General features: G+C 64.4%; 8 protein-coding genes and 1 pseudogene. 2 read left to right on the top strand and 7 right to left on the bottom strand.

Translation table 11 applies throughout. The annotated features are described in order from the left end of the window. Positions 1 to 119 precede the first annotated feature (119 nt). The 6 genes and pseudogenes from BG83_RS0124790 to BG83_RS0124770 form a co-directional block, all read right to left on the bottom strand. The gene (locus BG83_RS0124790; protein ID WP_024979282.1) at positions 120 to 575 is read right to left on the bottom strand and encodes a DUF3429 domain-containing protein; all 456 of its coding nucleotides are present in this window, start codon (positions 573 to 575) and stop codon (positions 120 to 122) included. Beyond that, a complete protein-coding gene (locus BG83_RS0124785; protein WP_235193272.1) occupies positions 572 to 1,348 on the bottom strand; it encodes an SDR family NAD(P)-dependent oxidoreductase in 777 nt (258 codons plus the stop codon). The genes BG83_RS0124790 and BG83_RS0124785 overlap by 4 nt, the downstream gene beginning before the upstream one ends. 93 nt (positions 1,349 to 1,441) lie before the next feature. Beyond that, positions 1,442 to 1,987: a hypothetical protein gene (locus tag BG83_RS29940; RefSeq protein WP_235193274.1), complete on the bottom strand. Its 546-nt coding sequence runs from the start codon at positions 1,985 to 1,987 to the stop codon at positions 1,442 to 1,444. A gap of 204 nt (positions 1,988 to 2,191) precedes the next feature. Then, positions 2,192 to 2,407 (bottom strand): annotated as a pseudogene (locus BG83_RS30065) (MerR family transcriptional regulator); the annotation flags it as partial. Between the two features lie 297 nt (positions 2,408 to 2,704). After that, positions 2,705 to 5,155, bottom strand: coding sequence for a YbcC family protein (locus tag BG83_RS0124775; RefSeq protein ID WP_235193273.1), 2,451 nt, complete (start codon positions 5,153 to 5,155; stop codon positions 2,705 to 2,707). A 132-nt stretch (positions 5,156 to 5,287) separates the two neighbouring features. Beyond that, complete coding sequence (locus BG83_RS0124770; RefSeq protein ID WP_024979278.1) at positions 5,288 to 6,880, bottom strand: NADH-quinone oxidoreductase subunit L; 1,593 nt, start codon at positions 6,878 to 6,880, stop codon at positions 5,288 to 5,290. A 99-nt stretch (positions 6,881 to 6,979) separates the two neighbouring features. On the opposite strand from BG83_RS0124770, the gene BG83_RS0124765 reads away from it, so the two are divergent. Beyond that, positions 6,980 to 7,864, top strand: a complete 885-nt coding sequence (locus BG83_RS0124765) for a LysR family transcriptional regulator (RefSeq protein ID WP_024979277.1) — start codon at positions 6,980 to 6,982, stop codon at positions 7,862 to 7,864. 88 nt (positions 7,865 to 7,952) lie between these two features. Here BG83_RS0124765 and BG83_RS0124760 read toward each other — a convergent pair whose 3' ends face one another. Then, positions 7,953 to 19,277, bottom strand: coding sequence for an LWXIA domain-containing protein (locus BG83_RS0124760; RefSeq protein ID WP_024979276.1), 11,325 nt, complete (start codon positions 19,275 to 19,277; stop codon positions 7,953 to 7,955). A gap of 408 nt (positions 19,278 to 19,685) precedes the next feature. On the opposite strand from BG83_RS0124760, the gene BG83_RS0124755 reads away from it, so the two are divergent. Then, on the top strand, positions 19,686 to 20,369 hold the full coding sequence (locus BG83_RS0124755; RefSeq protein ID WP_024979275.1) for a YitT family protein: 684 nt from the start codon (positions 19,686 to 19,688) through the stop codon (positions 20,367 to 20,369). Positions 20,370 to 20,749: the final 380 nt, after the last annotated feature.

Here is a 20,749-nt window from a genome sequence, read left to right as displayed (position 1 = left end):
GATGACGGTTCCATTTTCTGAATCGATTGCCACGTGGCCCTCCGAACAGGCTCCAGACACAGATGAAGTTGATGAACTTGGCGCAAAGCTCGTCTTTGTGGGGTACCGGTCTTCGGTGCTCACCCCGAGCTCGCAAGACCGGTAAGCATGAGCGACGCCACCGCTACGAAGGTCAATAGACTGCGCAACCGGAAGTACCAGGCGGGTATTGCCCCCCAACGCGAAAAAACAGCATCCGTCAGCCAGCAGGCTGCCAGCACCAGCGCCATCCTGACGAGCGCAGTGCGCGGCTGGCCACTGGTGGTTACGCCCCAAGCTGCGAGCGATGGAACGACGCTCCAGGCAAGCTGCAAGGCATGCCTGCGCGTGGTGTTTGCCTCGCCAAGCACGAGCCCCCAGTGCACCGCACCTACAAACGATGTAATGGACGCCGCGTACACCACCAGCGAATGCTGGTATTCGCTGCTCCCCGAGGTGTCCCGCAGGCAAAGCCACGCCAACCCGATAAACGGGACGAGGCCGCCGATGCCGAGCAGGACAGCCAGGCTGCGCAAGTATTTCGGCTGCGCACTCATGACTTAGGTGGCACGAGTAGTCGCCCTTGGCCGCCATCCACGCCGATCTGCTGGCCGGTGATCCAAGAGGCTGCAGGACTGAGCAGAAATTCCGCGAGCGCCGCGGTGTCCTCTCCTTGTCCGAGCCGGCCCATCGGGTTCGTCTTGGCGAGTCGCTCCGCAACTGCTGGAACACTTGTCAGGCGAGAAGACATTGCTGACGTGGTCAGCCCCGGATGAATGCAATTGACGCGGATATTGCGGTCCGCATACGTTGCAGCCGCCGACTGCGCAAGCGCTCCGACGGCGGCTTTCGCGCTGGCAATTGCTTCGTGATTCGGGAAGCCGGCAGTGGCGGCAACCGAGCCGATCAAGACCGCGCTTGCGTGCACTCTGTGGCGAACGGCCTGCTGTACAAACAGACGCAACACATTCCACGCCGAGAAAAAATTGGCGTCGAATGCCTGCTTGAGTTCGTCCTCCGAAGTCAGGTGCAGCGGCTTGATGATGATCGACCCGACGCAGTGCACGAGGCCTTCCGGCGCACCAAACTGAGCGACACCGGCCTCGACTGCAAGCTGAGCGCTATTCCGATCCGTAACATCGGCTGGACATATCAGTGTCGGGGCCGACTTGAGCGCGCCAGCAAGCGCTTCCAGCTTGCTTCGGTCTCGTGCAGTCAGCACCAGCGGAATGCCTGCGCTATTCAATCGTCGAGCGAGGGCAGCGCCCACAGCGCCGCTAGCTCCAGTAATCCAAACAAATCCCATGATGACTTCCTGACGTGTGCCCAACTGAACAGCAAAGGCGCAGGGGCAGGGGTCTTTGGAAATATCGCTTGAAGCTGCTCATGGTCACCGTGGCGTGGCGTGGCGTGTCGGAGCGGTTTAGCGCTCAGCCGTGTTGAGCAAGTCTTCTTGACGGACGATTTCCGCAAGCGCGGTCTCAAGCAGTTGTACCGCCCGGTTTGCGACGTTCCCGAGCCGGCGGTGCAGCAGGGCGTCACGTGCCGAGCGGTATATGCACTCATCGCTATAGCGTTGGAACGCGCTGAGTTGGATCACGAGTTCAGCCAAATGCCGCGGGCATTCGCACTGAATCGCCGAGGCGTGACCGGCTAGAGTGGCGAGCGCCTTGTCGTCGAAGCGGCGGGCCGAGCGCCTGCGAGTGTCGGCATTCAATATGTCTGCCCGGCGGAGCGCCGTAGCCCAATCGACAAGCTCTGCGACGAGCGGTTCAGGCTTGGCTTCAGCGTCGGATTGTCGGATTACGCGTATGCCGCCAAGGCCTGCGCGCTCGGTCGCGCGCACTGACGCCTCTGAGCAGATCACGCTGACGGCTTTCGCGTGCACCGCTTCGGCCAGTGCCGCAATGCGTGAAATCGTTTCTTCCTGAAGCGAAGGAGCAGAGGCTAGCAGTGCATCCGCCCTCATACCTGTGCGTGCACTTCGAATTGCCTCTTCAAGCGATCTGGGGTGCCCGCAGACACGCATGTGGGCGCAAGCGCAATTAGCGATGTCAAGTGACACTGAGCCTACGATCAGAAGCGAAATGGGCTCAACGTAGGCCGCCTGAACGACGCCAGACGATTCCACTAGCGCCTTCAGAGATTCCGCATTCAAGCTCGCCACGGCACTGATTGGGTGCCCACGATCAACAAGGCCTCTGATCAGGCGCAGGCGTTCTATGTCTTCCTCTGTGTAGAGGCGTTGGCCCGAAGCGCTCTTCGGCGGCGAGACTACAGCGTATCTGCGCTCCCAAATGCGCAGCGTGGATGCTGGCATCCGAGCCAGTTTTGCTGCTTCGCCGCTTCGGTAATGCCTGGGGGCTAATGACTTGTGGAGCCTTTTCACGAGTCCTCCTCATCACCCTTGTAGGGTAATACCCCGTTACAACGGCGAACAGCGCATTTCTCTACAGCCAACCACAATGCCTGTTGATGAGTCGGAAATGCATCAATATCCATGCTCCCGTCGTCGCGCGCTGAGAGGAGCTCTTCGAACATTCAACCTGGTGATTGCGCTCGCGCTTCCTCTTTCATGAATCCGGATACTGATTCAGACGCTCACGCGATTTGGCTGCACTGCGTAGAGACGAGCTTGGTCCGAGCAACCAGAAGGAAGTCCCTTTGGCGGTCTGACGTGGTTGTCTCACGCCGTACTCAGCCCGATCGGCTGCCACTTGCCATCGGTGTAGCGTTGAAGCTCGTTGTGCCCGAACCGCCAGAGGTGTAGCCAACCGTTTCTGACAAGTTGCCGGACGACGATGTGGTGTTCAATCACCCGGTCAATGGCTTCCTGTGGCGCGTCCACCAGAACAGTCAGCCGAAGCGGCTCATGGACCCAACGCTCTCCGTCATGAAGCGACTGCCGGGATAGGCCGATTCGCAAATCCCCTCCATTGCCTTCAAATACCCCGATTGAGCTGCCGACGACGTTATGCAGGAGTTTGTTGCCGCTCCCCAGATGTTGCGGATCACATGTTGACGCGTGATATTGCCAGTTGATCCAGTGGGTCACGAGCATGGGCGCCGTCAGCAATTGATCGAGCAGGCTACCGTCGGGATCGTTGCGGTGGTCGTAATCATGTAAGAACACGCGTCCGTCGAGCACCGCACCTTGGGTCCGATAACGCGGAGCGATCACGAATGCCGCATTGCCGGCCAGCCCCCATTCCGGTCGCGTCTGTGCACCGTCGTTGGCGCGCCGCAGGAGCTTGGTCAAGAGTTGATCATGCTGCAAACGTGCATCGACACCCAGCTTTGGCGCACGCTCGCGTCTGACCTGATCGCAAGCGTGTTTCATTGCGTCTTCAAAGCGTGCCCAGCGCTCAAGCGCGGATTCGGGCAACAGGTCGAGGTCGAAGGCTTCGATCTCGTCGGTTGTCGTGTTATGCAGCGCCGCCACAAATTGCACCCGTGCTGGAATGTCGACGCCCAAGTTGACCAACTCGGCGCGCACCTTCGGGTCATTGAGGAGCAGGGCCAAGGTGCGGGCATTGACCTCACCGCTTTGGCCACAGCATGCGCCGCAATCCAAAGATGCCGAATGCGCATTGTTGTTCGACTGGCTGCCATGACCGACGAGCACCACTAACGGGGCCAGATTGTGAGCGAGCCCCATGGCGCGGAGCACGCGCCCCGCCAGGTCAGCTTTTTCACGTGGAGACTGCGATAGCAGTGCAGGTCTGCATACCTTCTTGTACCGGGAGGGCAATCCTGCCAAGTCTGCACGCGCGCGCCGCTGCGTCGACGGGCGGACCCACCGCCACAGCGCGCCGGCGTAGCCAACGCCTGCAATCTCGACAAACGAGAACGCACCGCTGGGCCAGCGACTGGATTGATTCAACTGTGCGGCAACCCCGAGACGGGTGCGCCGTGCGCGTGCGACCGTACCGTCAGCAGAGGGTCCGTCTTGGCCTGTACTGAGGTAGACGCTGTCTGTCACCTCCATCGAAGGCGACAGTAAGCCGGGTAGTTGCGGGCGCCGTGCCCCTGTTCCGAGCGGCGTATAGGCAATGGGTATGCCGAAGAATCCCGCGAAGCCCAGCGTCTGGACCGCCGGCCAGACCGCCTCCAAGGAACGCCGCAAGGGTTCGCTGCGGACGTCAATGCAAAACGCTGCTTGTACTTCAATCTCGGAGGGCTCAGGCGCCACGCAGGACGCTCCTACGCGATGCGCTAGCTGGCGCTGGTAACCGGCTTCCAGGGCGTACTGCCAAACCTCGTCGATCAGCAAAGCGTCCTCGGCCTCTGCAAGCGTCGAAGATGCGCGGCGCCAGGCGTTGCGAAGGGTTGAAATGGCGGTCTTCGTGCTGTAGTCGTCATGACACTTCTGCAGAACGGCGCCCCAGGCAAGCCGAATGGCAAGCAACTCACGCAGGTTTGGATCTTCCTTCCCGCTCTGACGAGCTTGCCACCCAAGGTAGGCGCACCAAGATGCCCAGCCATTCACCGTGAGCAATACGGCTTCCAGATAATCTGGCCAGACATCGCTGGGCAGATCCAATTGCTCCAGCGCCCAGTGTTCGGCGTCCCGGAACGGGGGCGGCAGCTCCGCCAGATGCAGCTCAAGGTTCGGAATGCCCATTAGCAAGCCAATGCCGCGATCGTGCCGTAACGTGTCGCGCCAGAAGGCATACAGCCCATCGTTTTTCTGGATAGCCCAGTCCGACTGATTCTCGTCGAAATAGGCGGCGCAACTTTGGCTAACCTGGTGCGTGATTGCCTCGCGCCAGGAAAGCCTCGTATGGCGCAATGGATCGGTGTCAAGTATGTCGATCAGCAACGGCAAACGTGGCGCTGACCAATCGGTGTTGATGGCATTCAGGCATTGGGAAGCCGTCAGACCGGACACTTTGGCGGCGGGCAAGGCAGCAAGCGCATATTCGACGTCGTCTTTGGTGATGCGGCCAGATTGCCACGCTTGGCGCAGGCTTGGACGGCTTGGAAACACCTGGATGCCTCCAAGCACTGCCATCCGGGCTGCCACTTGGCGAACAGGCATGCTCACCCGGCCCCAATGAGGATTGACTGCAATTGCCCGATCTAAAGGCCATGCCGGTGCGATCGCTGCGCATGCTTGTTTGCAGGCGGCTTCCATCTGCTCCAGCCGCGCAGCGTCCGTGTACTTTTCGGCCTCAAGGTTGACGCAGGCTGCGTTATGTTCCGACATCGGGCCGGGACTGTTTAAGGAGGCAATACCGTTGTTCATGTGAACCTCTCTGAGCAGCATTTACTGGTTTGCATTCGCCTTGGCGGCTCGGGCGACTGCGAGGGGGAAGACATCCGAGCGACTTGGCGTCCATTTGGTCGGCCAGGAGCGCAACGCCAAACGGGTATAAAACTCATCCAAGTAAAGGCCCGCATAACAGGCACGGCGCAGAGAAGCCAAAGCGTGGGGAGATGTCTGCAACGCCACCAAGACGCAATGCATGGCAGCCATGCTGAGCAACGCTGCAATGCCGCCACCTGTGTCGGCGTGGTCCGCTATGCCAGTTGGCAAGAGGTGGAGGACGATTGCTGCGCCCATGAGACCCGCAATACTGATCAGGCTTGCGACAAGTCTGGCCAGCAGCATTGCAGCGGTCGAGCCTTCCTTGACGGATGGCAGCCAAAGCAGTGGCGCCCACGCAAGCGCGAGAATGCCGCTCCACCACCAAGGCCAGGGAATCTGATCCACCAGCGCATGAAGAAGGACGACGATGCCGATTGCGATGGCGGGGGCTGCGTACAAACTCAAGCGCGAGCGCTTTTCATGGCCAAGGAGCTGTTCCACGCGAAGCCGATCGACCACCGAGGACGCGGAGAGAAATGCGTGCGCCTTGTAAAGCGAATGGCCGAGGAGGTGAAGCGCTGCCAGTGTGTACAGGCCCAATCCACACTCCATCACCATGAACCCCATCTGCGCCACCGTGGACCAGGCCAGCCGGACCTTAATGCTGATCCGGGTGAGCATGATCAACCCGCCCATGACTGCCGTGGTCAGCCCTACCGTGATCAGCAGCCAGCGAGCCGGCGCGCTCGGGCTGAGCAGCGGGGCAAATCGGATCAGCACATACCCGCCCAGGTTCACTACACCCGCATGCAGCAACGCCGATACGGGCGTCGGAGCCTCCATGACCTGGATGAGCCATCCGTGCACGGGCAGCAAGGCTGTTCTCAAGATCACACTGACGGCGATGCAGACCGCGCTGACCTGAAGGCTCGCGGATACCCCTTCGTGCGCAATGTGAAGCCATAACTGCGACAGAGAACCGCTGCCTACCTCGTGCCAGGCAAACGCGGCTGCCGTCACCAGGAAGACATCTGCCAACCGGTCTGCCAAACGCTTTTTGTGCGCGGCAAGCATTGCGAACGGTCGGTCCGGGTAAAAGCACAGCAAACGCTGCAACGCGACGCCGATCGTCGCCCATGCTCCGATCAATACCACCCAATGGTCTGCGAGCAGGAGCAGGTGCACAGACGCCAACACCCCGGCAAGCGCGCCGAGATAGCTGCGTTGCCCTTGCTCGCCTTGCAGGTACCGCGCAGAGAACGCGCCGATGCAGGTGCCCAGCAGTTGGACAAGCACGGCCATCCAACCGCCAATCAGGGACAGGCGCAGCCAAGGCGAGAGGACGGAGCTGCCAAGAGGTTCGCCGGAACTCCACGTCGCCCAGGCCAAAGAGAATATGGCAGCACACAAGGAGATGGCCGACAGTGCGATAAAGCCGTGCCAAAGTGTCGGCGTACTTGCGCGGGCGGACCGAGGAAGGAGGGCGGCCACCCCCATCAAACCTGCCGGCAGGAGTGTCGAAACAGCCGTAAGAACGTGAACGATGTCCATGGGAAGCGCTGGCGAAAATTCGTGTGCCCGCATCTTCTCCTCTGGAAATCATTCTGTAAAATTCAATGATCAGAACGATTTGATATATAAAACAGAATGATCAGGCTGGAGCAGCTTAACTTCCATCACTTGTTCTACTTTTGGCGCGTGGCCAAGTTGGGACACCTCACGCGCGCCGCCCGCGAGCTGCACACCTCCCAGTCGGCGCTTTCCGCTCAGATCCGCCAGTTGGAAGAAAGACTTGGCGATGCCCTATTCAGCCGGGAAGGACGCAGCCTGGTGCTGACCGAGACCGGCCAGGTCGTGCTGTCCTACGCTGAAGACATTTTCGGACTCGGCCAGGAGATGCTCGGAAGATTGGTTGGCCGAAGCGAGGGAATGACGCGACTTCGCGTTGGAAGTGTGGCGACCCTGTCGAGAAACTATCAGGAGAACTGGATCAAGCCGCTCTTGGCTGACCCCGAAGTGCTACTCACCCTGGAATCCGGGGTTCTCGAAGACTTGCTCGGCCGGCTGGTCGAACATCAACTTGACGTTGTGCTCGCCAATGAAAGCGTGCCCACCAATCCGGATCGCCCTCTTCACTGTCAGTATCTTGGTAGTCAATCCATTTCCCTGGTAGGGCCAGCAGCAGTCTGGAAAGGCCGAACCCTGCACATCCCAGAAGATCTTGATGGGCTTGAGATTGCGTTACCTGGGCCGCGCCACGCGCTTAGAACTCAGTTCGACGCTCTGTGCGCGTCAATGGGTGTGGTCCCCCGATTGCGGGCGGAGATAGACGACATGGCCATGCTGCGTCTGATTGCACGTGACAGCGGCTGGTTGGCTGTGTTGCCCGAAGTTGTCGTTCAAGATGAGTTGCGAGCGGGAATCCTGGTGACTGTAGGGCAGTCGACGCAATTGCTGGAACGCTTCTACGCCATCACCACAATACGCAGACATAGGCTTGAAGCGCTCGAGCGATTGCTGTCTCAGCCGGTCTAGGCAGACGCCGGACGTGCGAGATGCACCCAGAGGAATGGGGCGGCCGCGTCGCCCCGCGGCCGGTGGAAACCCGACTCGGCCACGCGGCTCACGGCACGATCACGATAGGCTCGTCCGGGTGGATCAGCCCGACATTGCGATGTGCGAACTGCGGGTTGATCTGCAGCAACTGCGCCAGGGCTGCCTCGACCTGCTGCTCGTCCGACATGGCCTGGCGTTGCGCATCGGAGACGTGCGCCTCGTGCAACAGCGGAGTGCGATACCGGTCGGCAATGCCGTTGAGTGTATCGCCCGACTGCACCACGTACTCGGAATGCGTGGGCGCGGGTTGCGGGGTGGCCGGTGTGCTGGGAGGCTGGCTGGTTGACGGCGCAGTCGGGCTGGCCGACGACGAGGGCGAGGTGGACGGCGAGGTGGACGGCGAGAGCGACGCGGACGGCGAGACCGATGGCGACGGTGACACCGAAGGCGATGCCGATGCACTCGGTGATGCACTGGGCGACGGCGTGACAGCCGATGTGCCGGGCGGGCGCTTGTTCTTGTCGTCCTGCATGAACAGCGGCTTGATCAGGTTGAATGCATACGCCGACAGCGGCAGCAGCGCGATAGCGATCTTGTGCTTGCTGACAAACTCCGACGCATTCGGAAAGTGCGAACTGAAGCGTGAGAGGCCGAGCGCGCCCGACGACAGCAGCATCGGCACGCCCTTGATGTAGTCGCCACCCGCCAGCTGCGCGGCGCCCAGCAGCATGCCGCCGGTGGCGGCCAGCGTGTCTGCCGAGATATCGAACCCGCGCACCGTGCGGCTGCGCTGCTCAATGTCGATGTTGCGCCCGCGCCCGAGCAGCACCCCGGTGGTGTACGCGATCGACGCCACTGTGCCGCCTGTGGGCAGCACGTACCAGATGGCCGAATCGTGCGCCAGTGTCCACGCCTTGGTCGCCATCGCGTGCGCATACGAGGCCAGCCCCGCGCTGTAACCGCCGATGGCGATCTGTCGGCCCCAATAGCCGAGCTTGGTGCGCGGGTGGCCCAGATGCACCTGCTGCAGCCCGGTGCCGCTGAAGACGGCCTGAATCTGTTTGACCAGATCGGCCGACACGGCCTGCGTGGCATCACTGGCCTGCGTGCGCGTGATTTCCCGATTGCCCAGGCGCTGGTAGATGTTGTGCACGCTCCAGTTGGCTTCGGCAACGAATGTGCGCAGGCGGCCCTCGATCTCTGCCAGGTTGGCCGGTACGGTCTTCTCCGACGTGTGGTCTGGCAGTGCCTTGACCAGCCGGTCGACCATCGTCTGCGTGGCCTGGCTGAAGACGCGTGGGTCTGCGCGCTCGATGGTTGCCATCGTCGCCTGATGCAGCACCTGCGCCGAGCGTCCGACACGCAGCAGCAGCATGGAGGGATTGCTGGCCAGCGAAACGGTATTGGCGCCAGTGCCGGGTATGCCGATCAGCACCGCACCTGCGCCCCCTGCCACGGAGGCACCCACGGTCACCACTTCGCGCGCACGCGTGCCAAGCTTGGGCTTGGCACCCTCCACGCCAAGCGCATTGAGTTCCGCCGATGCCTGTTCGGGTTTGACCAGCATCTTGCGCGCGGTCTGCGTGGTTTCCACGCGCCCGGCACTCTGCGGCTCACCGGACGCGTCCACCGACAGGGCTTTCTCGTTTTCCACCATTTCCCGCCAGGTGGGCAGGGGAGCGGCCTGGTTGCTTGCCGACGCCGGCAGCGCGTTCGCGCCCGCGGGGCGCGCAGCCACGCCCATCTCGGTCGTCCATTGGTCGGCAAACTGGCGGGCGCGTTTTTCTGTCGGACTCAGGTGCCACTTGGCTTCCCAAAGCGGTTTGGCAAAGTCGATCTCGGTAGCGCGGGCGCGATTGACGAGCGCGGTCGTGTTGCCGTTGAAGACGCGGTCGATGATCGCGTTGACTTGGCTGTCCGACAGGCTGTACTTCTGCTTGCCCAACCGCGCGATCTCGGCCAGCAGCACCTGGTTCTGGGCATCGTACTGGCTCTTGGAGGGGCGCTCGAACACACGCGTGAGGGCGTCGTCGCCATGCAGCCGGCCTTGGGTGGGCGCGCCGTCTTGCTCAAAGCGCAGCACCATGTCGGCCACGGCGGTGTTCAGCCGCTCGTTGGCGATGGCGTCGGCGCCATTGGTGGCGTACGACACGCCCATGTGCACCCAGGGCAGCGTGGGGCGCTCCAGCACCTGTTCGACGAGCTTGGCGTTGCCCCCGCCCGGCACCGGCTCGAGCACCGTATCCCAGCCGTGGAAGCTGACCATCACGTGGGGTGGCGGCGCATCGGCATGGGTGCTGCCCCATTTCTCAAGCATCGAGAACAGCCGCACGTGGTTGTCGTACGCGTCATTGGTGCGCGCGGTGAAGTGGTCGTTGGTGCCGATCAGCGGCCGCGACGGCGCGAATTCGAGGCGGATGACCACACCGGTCTGCGCCGACAGGTCGAGCCATTTGTCGAGACGCGACTGGTGCAGGTCATCCAGGAACAGCTTCCTCTGATCGGCGCCGCTGCCGGATTTGATCTGTGCATTCGCATGGTCGATGGTGGCGTTGTTCACGTCGATCTGCTTGGCGGCCTGCACAAAGCTTGGGTCCTGTCGCTTGCCGACGGCGGCACGCAGCGAATACGGGTCGACCACGAGCGAGATCACCGGCATGGCGCCGCCCGTTTTCTTGATGAACGCAAGAGCCTTGGCGGGGTCGTCGCGTAGGCGATACGCCCGGCCCATCGGCGCCAACCGCGCCTGGAGCGGGAACTCCGAACGCAGGAACGTGTTGACCATGTGCCGGTCTCCCGTGGCCGCCGCCGAGAACCGCTGTGCGATGCGTTTGCCCGCGAATGGCACGCGGCGCGACACGGTGTTGGCGGCCACATCGCGTGCCACGCGCAGCTTGAGCTTGAGCTTGCGCCAGAGCTGCGCATCGGCCATCACCACCTGGGGCGCGTGGTCTTTGACGGGTTTGAATTCAACATTGCTGGCATAGGGATCGGTCTCCTTGCCGGCCAGCAGTTCGACCTCGTCCAGCGGGCGGGTGAGGTTGCCTAGCTTGGGCGCGTCGGGCGGCAGCGCCGTCGTGGTGGTGCTGGAGAGCACCGGCTGGAACACGCCGATCTCCAGGCCGGCGCCGCTGCGCTGCCATGCCTCGAATTGATCGGGCGGCAGACGCGTGAGCAGGAAGTGGGTATCCGAGCCGAAGCTGTCGTGTCCGATTGCCAATTCATTGGCCGGGGTGCCGTTGTGCTGCGTGGCTGCCTTGTTCCGCGCGTCATACCACATGAGGGTATTGCCATCGGGCTCCAGGCGGCCGATGGGCGTATGGCCCCCCAGCTTGCCAGCGTGGTCGGCCGTCTCGTAGACGTAGATGTAATGCGTGCCGGCTTCGAGCTTGCCTTGTTTCGCCAGGTTGCGCAGATGGACGATGTTCGCCCCGCTGTAGTCGAGCGCATGGGCGTCGGACTCGGGCAGCATGCGCGTGTCGGCGTAGGCGTAAGCCGTGGCTTCCAGCGGCGTGCCGGTGGTGACGGGCTCCTCCAGCGTGCGCTGCCGCCATTGCAGAAGCTGCGCAGCGCGCCCGCGCAGGAAGCCGCCGTTGGCCTGCCGGTTCAGTGTGGTGGTGGCCTGTGCAACTTCGCCCGGCTTGAAGGCCGGCATGCCGTATTCGGCCCGCTTCCATAGCGTGCGTGGTTCCAGGAAGCCGCCCAGTTCCTTGACCGTCTCGGGCTGCACCGAGCTCACCACGAAGCGCACGCCGCGCGGCGCGCTGCGCAGTGTGCGTGCGCCGTGCGTCTGCTGCTTGGCAAAGGCAGCTTCGAGGCTGCGTTCGGGCACGGTAGCCCCGTCCATGGGCGCATCCACGTGGTATGTCCATGTGCCGTCGGTGCCGCGCTTGGCGTGGCCCTTCGGGGCACCGCCTTTCTTGTCGATGACGTAGATGATGTCGCTGTCCTTCGCGGCGCTGGTCGCCTCTTGCACGCTCTTGTAGCGCTTGGCCCCGCCGAGCTGCTCGATGTGCGTGACAACCTCGGCGTCGATCTTGTCGGCCGAAGGCGACAGCACATGCGAGCCGTCATCGCTATTGATGCGCGATGGCCCGCCAAGCGCCTGCAACCGCTCGTACGGCACGGGGCTGATGTAGAAGTCGACGCCCTTGCGTGCGGTGTGCATCGCTGAGTTATCACCACGCACGGCGCGCTTGACGATCTTGGGGACGTTGCTGCCACGCACGGCCTGGGGCGGCGCGAAGGTGCCGTCGTCGCGCAGTTGCGTGGTGGCCACGATGACGGGCGTGCCGTCCGGCTGGCTGGTGCCCTTGAGCGCGATCAGGACGGTGTTGCTGCCCGCCTTGCCGGCCAAATCGCTCAGCCTGGGTACCTCGGCGCCGGGCACGTGCCGCAACGTCCGCAAGTCTTTCACATCGAGCCATTCGGCGGCCTGCGCCGCTTTTTGGGCGCCGGACGCCGTCGCCGGCGCCGGCATGTGCGGTGTGCCGGGCGCCCCGCCGTTCCAGCGCGAGGCGTAGTACTGCACGTAGGTCTGGTCTGGCGCGACGGACGTGCGCATGCTGCCCATGGTCTGCGCCAGGCGCAGGTAGGCCTCTGGGTTGTTCGCATCCCACTGCGCGTAGGCCTGCTCCAGGGGCTGCGGCATCTGCGCGCGGGCGCCGATGTCCACACCGGTTGCGGCCAGCACCTCATCGCGGACGTTGAACGCGTTGCCTTGCGCGCTGGCCTCGCCGGCGAGCAAGGACTGCACGAAGCTGCCCTCGCTGTGGCGTTGCAGGCCCTGCAGATCGAGTTCGGCCTTCACAGCGTGGTCGGCCTCATGGCCCAGCGTGTAGACCAGCGCCCCGGCGTCGTGCGCATTGGCGTCGAGCGTGATGGTCTTGCGCTCGGCATCCACGGCAGAGCCCTGGTTGGGGTGTCCGAGGCGCACCGTCCAGCCGGCGTCTTGCAGCAGGCGCAACTGGCGCGTGAGCGTGTCGGAGGCACCAATCAGTGCGCGGGCGCTGGGCGGCAGCGGTGCGCCGCCAAACGACATCGTCACGCGGTCGGCCGGCGTGGTCTCGTATGTGCCGTCGTGTGGGCGGTATTGCGTGCCGGTGCCGCTGTAGTCGGGCGAGCCGGCCGGGCGTGCCACGGGGCCGCCGAGGTTGCGCGCCGGGTTGGCGGGGTCGATGCCGATCTCGGCAAAGCGCCGGCTGGTGGCTTTCTGCAGCGCGGCGCTGTAATCGAACGGTACGCCGTATTGCGCGGCGGCCTGCTGCGCCAGCACGGTGTCGTGCTGGGCCAAGGAGATCGCGTAGGCGCGGATGCTGCCAAAGCTCTGTTCCGGGCTGGGCGTGCGGCCGATGTCGGTGGCGCCAAATTGCGTGTTGCCGGCGGCAAACCTGTCGATGGCGCTGAGCAGCCGGTCGACCATCGCGGGGGGCGGTTCCGCCGCGGTGGACACGCCGCGCAGCTGCGCCTCGGTCATCGACGGCACGGTGTCGTGGAAGTACTCCGGATGCTGCTGCTGGTAATGCCGCAACGCCTCCACCACGCGGTCCACAGCCGCACGGTCGGTGGCATACACGACGATGTTGTCGGCGCGCGGGCCGGCGGCGTCGGGGCCGGCCGCCTTGGCCGCGTAGATGCCGGGGAAGCGGCCGGGCTGGTCCACCACGCCGCGCACCAGGAAGTCCAGCACGTCGAGCACATGCGACGTCTTTGCGTTGACATAGACGCGCTCGGTGACGGCGTCCGGGTCGACCCGGCCGTCCTCGCGCAGGAAGTGATAGAACGTGGTGCGCGCACGGCCTTCCGTCGGCATTGTGCTGTCAACGAAGGCGCCGTCGGCTTGCGACACGGTGTAGGCCCCTTCGGGGCGCTGTTCTGCCAGTGCGATCAGGCGAGGGAAATAGAACTCGCCCGGCATGGTGTCTTCCGGGCCCGTGACGCCGCCCGTGCGGGCGTACATGCGGTACACCGCGTCGTTACGCAACGCGCCATCTGCACCGTCTGCCTGCACCCTGGCAAGCAGCGCCTGCTGCGACTCGAGTGCCGATTCGGCGCCACGCGGCCCCAGTTCGGGCACCACGCGCTGTACCGGCGTGCTGCCCGGGTCGGGCGCCACGCCCGGCATGCGCATGCCAGAAGCAGCCAGGTTGGCTGCCGCCGCCTCGTAGGCCTGCCGTTGCGATGCGCCATGCTGGCGCGCCACACCCATGCCGGCCCCCATGAGCCCGGCCGAGGTGAAGAACTGCACCCAGTCTTCGCCCGTGGCCTGTCCGTTGGATGTCGCCAGGGACTGCCCCTGGTGCAGCATGGCCGCGAGGTTGGTGTTGAGCGCGCCGGTGCCCATCAGTCGATAGGCGAGGGCGCCGCCGCCCAGGAACCGCAGCCCGGCCAGCCGGCGCAGGCGTGCGGGCAGCCTGGCGAGCACGTCCGCCCGGTTGAGCAGCGGGATGGCCTCATTCAGCCGCTGCAAGCGCAGCGTGCCCCGCGTGAGGTCGGCGACGACGCCCGGGTTGCGCGTGACCCCGAACACGGCATTCAGCCGTTGCGCCGCGTTGGCGGTTGCCGCGGGCGACCCATACAGCGCGTGGCTGAGCACGGCGTTGGTGAGGTTGTTCTGGAACGGGCGCAACGCCCAGCGATTGTCATTGAGCAGGCTGATGCGCGCCGCATCTTCCGCGCTGGCACCGCGCGTGATGCGCACCGCGTTGATCGCCTCCATGAAGTCGGCGTTGTAGGCGCCTACGCGCGCTGCGGCCACGGCCGTGCGGTTGACGAGCCCGCCCACGCCCGCTGCCCCGCCCAGCACGTTGGCACCCAGGCCCACCCAGTTCCACGGATCGTCGCGCCCCTTGGCGGTGGAAAGCGCCTTGATCGACTGTGCCGCGCCGGCCACGGCGGTCACTGCAAAGTACGCATCGGCCAGGTTCGATAGCACCACGGCCCACAGCGCAGCGGTCTCGGGTTGCACGACGGTGGTGACGATGCCGGCCGCCACCGTCAGGCCGATCTCCAGATCGGTCTTCAGGTGCTCCCAGTTGTACCAGTGGTCGTCGGGCTTGTAGGTCTTCCAGTAACCGTCGTCGGTCATCAGGTTGCCGTTGGCATCGACCACCCAGTGCGGCTGGGCGATCAGCAGGCCGCGATCCAGCCCGCTGTGCGATTGCCAGTCGCCATAGCCGTTGCGCACGGTGGTATCGGCCGGGCCCACGTCGATATAGCGCCCGTCGGTGCCGATGCCCTCCATGATGGCCAGGCGCTTGGCGTCGCCCTTGCCCTCGCGGTTGTCCCACCACTGCATCGACAGCGAGGTAAGTGCCACGGGCGTGGCGCCGCTGGGCGTGTTCACGCCTTCGCCGTGCATGAGCTGACTGGCCACCTGGGCCAGTGTGGTCTTGTGGCCCTTGTGGTCGTAGACGACTTCGTTGCCGTTGTATTCAGCAAACTGGCCGTCGGCCATGGCTTGCTGCTCGTCCAGAGAGCGTGCCGAGTATGTCGGGTCCAGCCCGTATGCCTGGCCCACGGCGTTGTACACCTGGGCCTGGCTGGTGACGGTGTGCATGCCGTCCTGCCACGGCAGCCCGATGGTGTTGCCACTGGCCGTGACGCCGGCGGTGGTGCCCGAGCTCACGCCTGCGGTGTCGGGCGCCCAGTGCAGGTCGTTCTGCAGCCGTGGGCTCGCGTTGGGCGCATTTGGGGCCGTGCTGACCGGCGCCGGCGGCTTGGGGGAGTCTTTGAAGCCGGTCTCGCGCCGGATCTCTTTGCTGACGTCGTCGCCGATGTTGTCGCCGAGGATGTCCTGCGTGAGCTGCATCGGGACGTTGTCGTCCTTCACATCTTTCAGCCCGAAATCCTGTCCGGTGACCACGGCCATGCCATCGCCGCCGACAAAGTACGTCGTGTTCAGCCGCGAATCCACCGATTCGGTGCCCAGCCCGCCGTTGTCGAGCGGCTTGAGCATCAGGCCCTCGATCTGCTTGCGCAGGTCGGTCATGTCCTGGTTGCGTGCGCCGCCCGCGGCTGCGTAGATGCGCGACATGGCTTTCAGGTCAGTCACGTCCAGCTTGCCTTGGAACTGGCTGTGGTACAGCGCAGCGGCCAAGTCCGGCGCGACGCCGTTCATCTGATCGGCCGCGGCGTTGGCCTGATCACCCTTGCCCTTGCCGAATACCTGGGCGCCGCTCTGCTGAAACAGCGACTGGGTCTGCGGTGCCTGGATCGTGTCGTCCAGCAGTTGCGCGTAGAAGATCGTGCCCTTGTAGACATCGAGCGACGTGCCCATGGCGGTGAGCCGGCCCTGTGGCGAATCCTTGCCGTCGTTGGCGGCGGTGCACATCATGGGCGCCTGGTCGAGGATGGATTGCAGCGCGCGCTGCTGCAAGCCGGAGATGCTCGCATCGCCCATGACCTGGTCGAACAGCGGGTCACCGGACTGCATGCCGGCGAGCAGGCCCGTGAGCCGTTTGGCCGCCGCCGCGTCGCCCTTGCCCGGGCCACCGTTGGTTTGCAGGGCGTGCGCTGCGATGTGCAGCACCTGTTGCGCGCCAAGCCCCGTCTGCCATTGCTGGAAGCTCGTCAGCAACTGTTTGAACTCGGGCGAGTCCTTGCCGGTGCCGCGCGCCGTCTCCATCTCGGGCGCGATGCCGGCCATGGTGACGGCGTTCTGCGCCTTCCACAGGGTATCGACGTTGTCGGGGTTGAGCTGCCAATCGCCATCTTCGGGTTTGCGGCCGGCGGCTACATTCAACGCCTGGTCGAGGTCGTTGTGATACGACTGCAGGGCGTGTGCGGCAGCGGCTTTGAGGTCCGCGTTGTCGGGCGCCTTGTCAGATTTGGCCTTGGCGTCTTGCCACGCCGCGTAGTCGGTGCGGGCCTGCGTGACCGCGCTGTCCAGAGCCTTCTGGTCGGGCTGGATGTCCTGCTTCATGATGCCCGCCGTGACGCGCAGCACGTCCGGGTCCAGCACGTTCAGCTTGGCGAGGTCCTGGGCCCCGGCATCGACGGGGTCCTGGGTCGGGTCTTGGTAGTAGTCCTCCAGATGCTGTTGCGCAGCCACTGTCAGTGCTGATTGCGTCAGCATCGCCTCGTTTTGTTCGTTGCCGCCGAGCCAGGCTCGCGTGGCGGCAATGGCCTCGGGCAGCGTCATGCCGCTGGCCACCAGTTGGCCCAGATGGGCGGTGGTGTCGGGCTGGGCGCCGTCGCGCTGCGTGTCGGGCGTTTTGGCATCCGGCGTTGCTGCCACGTTACCTTTGCGCAGGGCGTTCACGCCGTCCTGCAGGTCCTGTTCGGTAAAAAGCTGGTCGCCGTCGACGTCCTTGGTGGCCTGGTCGATGGGGTCGCTGGGGGGCTGGGGCTGCCCGGCCTTGTCCCCTGCCTTGTCGCTGGTGTTGTCCTGTTGCCGCGCTACGGTCACTGCCTGGGCACGTGCCAGCACCGCTGCCTGGGCCCATGTCTGGTTGCTGATGTCGGCGTTTGCCTTGTCGTTGCGCGCGGCATCGAGCGCCTTCTGCAGGCCGGCCGCATCGGCCGTGCCGCCGCCCAGCGCCTTGTCCAGCGCCGCCTGGGCCTTGGATAGGTGGGCCGCATCGTCCGGCCCGACCGGCACCGTGGGCGGCGATGGCTTCAGGCCGGTGTGCTTCTGCAGCGTTTTAGACAGCGCGCCGTTCGGGTCTTCATCGATGATGGTCTGGTACGGCGCCATCGATGCATTGTTGGCCTTAGCCAGGCCCAGCGTGTCGAACGGTGTGCTGGGCGGCGTATAGCCGTTTTCCTTGTAGCGGTCCTGGTCGGCCTGCGCGTTGTAGAGGAAGGACCGCAGGCTGCCCATGACATGGGCTGCGCCGTCGCTCTTCGGGCCGCCCAGCGCGTTGACGATGCGGCTGATGGGGCCGTAGTAGTCGTCGCGCTTGTCCAGCGTTTGCATGGAGGGGGCGTAGACCTCGGGGTCGCCCGCTTTGATCTTGCTGTCGACCTTGCCCTGCAGGTTTTGCGTGTAGAGCGACTGCGCCAGTTCGGGCGAGGCGCGCTGCACGTCTTCGAGCAGCGCTGCGATGTCGCGCAGTTCGCCAGGCGTGCCCACCTTGGTGATGTTGTCGTGCGTGACGCCGGCGTTCAGCACCGAGTTGACGAGGTCCTTGTACAGCACCGTGTCCTTGTAGCGCGATAGCGCATTGCCTTCGGCCACCAGCGTGTCGTGCGGGTTCTTGCCGCTGGCGTGGGTGATGTCCTGCAGCGCGCCAGACTGGATGTCCTGCGTGCGTGCGTCGTCCATCACGCTCGCATAGAGCGGGTCGGTGTTGGCCACGCCGCGCAATTGCTGGGTGAGCGCCTGCGCTGCCTTGAGGTTGCCGTCAGCGCCGCCTGACGCGCGTGCGGCCTGCGCCGCGTCAACGATCTCTGCGGCGTGCAGGTCGTTCAACACGCTGGCCGCGTCAGGCTTGCCTTGTGTGCCACTTGCGGCGCTATTGCGTTGCGCGACCAGGCGCTCGGCAAGCAGGCGCCGATCGGTCTGGAGTGGATCAGCACGCCACTGGCTGTCGGGCTGGCCGGCAGCGGTGTTCAGTTCATCGGAAAGGGCGGTGTGGTAGGCCTGCTTGTCGCGCGCCAGCGTGGCCGCGTCGGCATTGGCGGCCTTGTCCTTCTGCCAGGTCTCGAAGGCGGTCTGCGTGGCCTTGACGGTGTCGTCCAGATTGGCTGCCGGCTTGAGCTCGACGTGCAGCGCCTTCACCACGTTGTCGATGGTGGGTTTGGAGAAAATGCCGAGCCAGACGTCCTGCTTGGCAGCATTCTGGATGGGGTCGGCATCGGCCGGGACCTTGCCGTCTGCCACGGCTTTTTCGGCTGCGATGGTCAGGGCGGCTTCGCTCAGGACCGTCTCGTTTTGCTCGCTGCCGCCAAGCTGGGCACGTGCTGCGTTGACGGCTTCGGCCTCGGTCATGCCGCCGTCGAGCCCTGCCTGAATGGCGGCCCGTGCGTCTTGCAGCGTCACGGCTTGCGTGGGCGGGGCCTGGTCGGTTGCCAGCGGTTTGTCGGACAGCGAATGCGTGGCGCTGTCCAGCGTCGTGTTGTCGAACACGTGCGTGAGGCCGACTTGGCTGGCGGCCTGCTCAAGCGCATCGACCTTGGGTTGCGTCGTGGCCGGTGCCGACTTGTTGTGCGCGGCCTGCAGCAGGATGGCGGCCCGCGCAAGCGCATCTCGGCTGACCGCGGGCTGCGTCTGCTGGATTTTCTCAATGGCAGCCTTCAGCGCCGCCGTATCGTCGGGTGCCTTGCCCTGGAGCGCATTCTTCAGGGCCGTCTCGGCATCGGACACATCGCGTGCACTGGGGGGCGGCGGCGGTTGGATGGGCTTGGGGGGCGTCGGGACGCCACCACCGCCGTCGATGGCTCTGAGCATAACGATTCTCCTGGGCAGACTACGAGCACTCGCCCATGATTGCCGCGCTTGCCAAGCACGCCTATTCGGAAAACTCGTAGAAAAGCGTGCGAGACCGGCCGCTCCATGCTGCGGACTACGGGATCCAGTGGCGGTTTCCTGGTCGCGCACACGCTTGTAGCGTTGCGCTTTCTCCGGGTTCTGGCTGAGGGATTCCCATGCGGCCCCGGGGTCCGTGGTTTTGCGAGCTTCGCGCCACATCGCCATCAGCACCTGCGCCGGACGAACAACGCTGGGCGGCTGCGGCGCATACACAACGCGTGCATCTCGGGAGGTTCTGATTCACGCGCGGTTGGCTTGGATCAAAGAACCGACGGACGTACCGGCGGCATAGTCGGCGCGTGTCCACGGTATCCGTAAGGAGCCCCCATGAATGCCCCCGACAATGTTCCCGGTGTCACCCGGCATAGCCTGCTTGAGGACGTGCTCGCCATCGTTACCGGTACGCTGTTCGTGTCGCTCGGCATCACGCTGTTCAAGCAGGGCGGTCTGCTGTCAGGCGGGACGGCCGGCGTGGCCTTTCTGATCCACTACGCCACATCGCTGCCCTTTGGTGTGGTGTTCTTCACCATCAATCTGCCGTTCTATTACCTGGCGGTGCGGCACATGGGTTGGCGCTTCACGCTCAAGACGTTCTGTGCGGTGGCGCTGGTGTCGTGGCTGAGCGAGGTGCACGCGCACTTCGTACAGCTGGGGTCGCTCAATCCGCTGTATGCGGGTGTCATTGGCGGCACGTTGATGGGCGTGGGCTTCATCGTCCTGTTTCGGCACCAGGCCAGCCTGGGCGGCGTCAACATCGTCGCGCTGTATCTGCAGGACAAGTACGGCATTCGCGCTGGCAAGCTGCAGATGGCGGTGGATGTGGGCATCGTGCTGGCGTCTCTCGTCGTGGTCAGCCCGATGGCGCTGGTGGCCTCGTTGGTGGGGGCGGTGGCGCTCAACCTCAGCATTGCGTTGAATCATCGGCCCGGTCGCTACCTGGTCACGCAGACTGCCAGCACTGCCGCCGGGCATGTCGGCAGCAACGGCTCGCCGGGTTCCTCAATGGCTTAGCAAGGCATCGGCGCGTTGCGTCGGGCATAGACGGCCTACGTCCCCGGCACGCCCGGCATGTGGAACGCGATGCAGCAGGACTGCGCAGTGTTCACCGAGCCCGTGAACTCCAGCGAGGTGACCGCCAGTTGGCTTGCGGCCATCTCCCTTCGCATTCCCTTCGTATCCCATTCGGTCACGAACGCCGCGCCGCTGACATGTCTCACGCAGGCGTAACGTCGTCAGCGTGTGCCAACACGTCCTGGACCCTCGTGTCGACCACAGTTTCCCTTGTGCTGTCCGACGCTGGGTGACATCCGTCGAATTCGCACGTGGGGCGATGAAAAACGCCTCAACGGACGAATCAACGGCACCGGACATTTCCACGTCCAGGCAGTACT

The organism is Ralstonia pickettii, assembly GCF_000607165.1.
GTDB classification, from domain to species: Bacteria; Pseudomonadota; Gammaproteobacteria; order Burkholderiales; family Burkholderiaceae; genus Ralstonia; species Ralstonia holmesii.
The sequence above is the reverse complement of the archived record's forward strand: the minus strand, read 5'-3'. Positions and strand labels throughout refer to the sequence as shown.

What these genes read in the sequence shown, in the direction of transcription:
- BG83_RS0124790 (WP_024979282.1), bottom strand. Translation starts at nt 575, where the DNA reads ATGAGTGCGCAGCCGAAATACTTGCGCAGCCTGGCTGTCCTGCTCGGC.
- BG83_RS29940 (WP_235193274.1), bottom strand. Translation starts at nt 1,987, where the DNA reads ATGAGGGCGGATGCACTGCTAGCCTCTGCTCCTTCGCTTCAGGAAGAA.
- BG83_RS0124775 (WP_235193273.1), bottom strand. Translation starts at nt 5,155, where the DNA reads ATGGAAGCCGCCTGCAAACAAGCATGCGCAGCGATCGCACCGGCATGG.
- BG83_RS0124770 (WP_024979278.1), bottom strand. Translation starts at nt 6,880, where the DNA reads ATGGACATCGTTCACGTTCTTACGGCTGTTTCGACACTCCTGCCGGCA.
- BG83_RS0124760 (WP_024979276.1), bottom strand. Translation starts at nt 19,277, where the DNA reads ATGCTCAGAGCCATCGACGGCGGTGGTGGCGTCCCGACGCCCCCCAAG.
- BG83_RS0124755 (WP_024979275.1), top strand. Translation starts at nt 19,686, where the DNA reads ATGAATGCCCCCGACAATGTTCCCGGTGTCACCCGGCATAGCCTGCTT.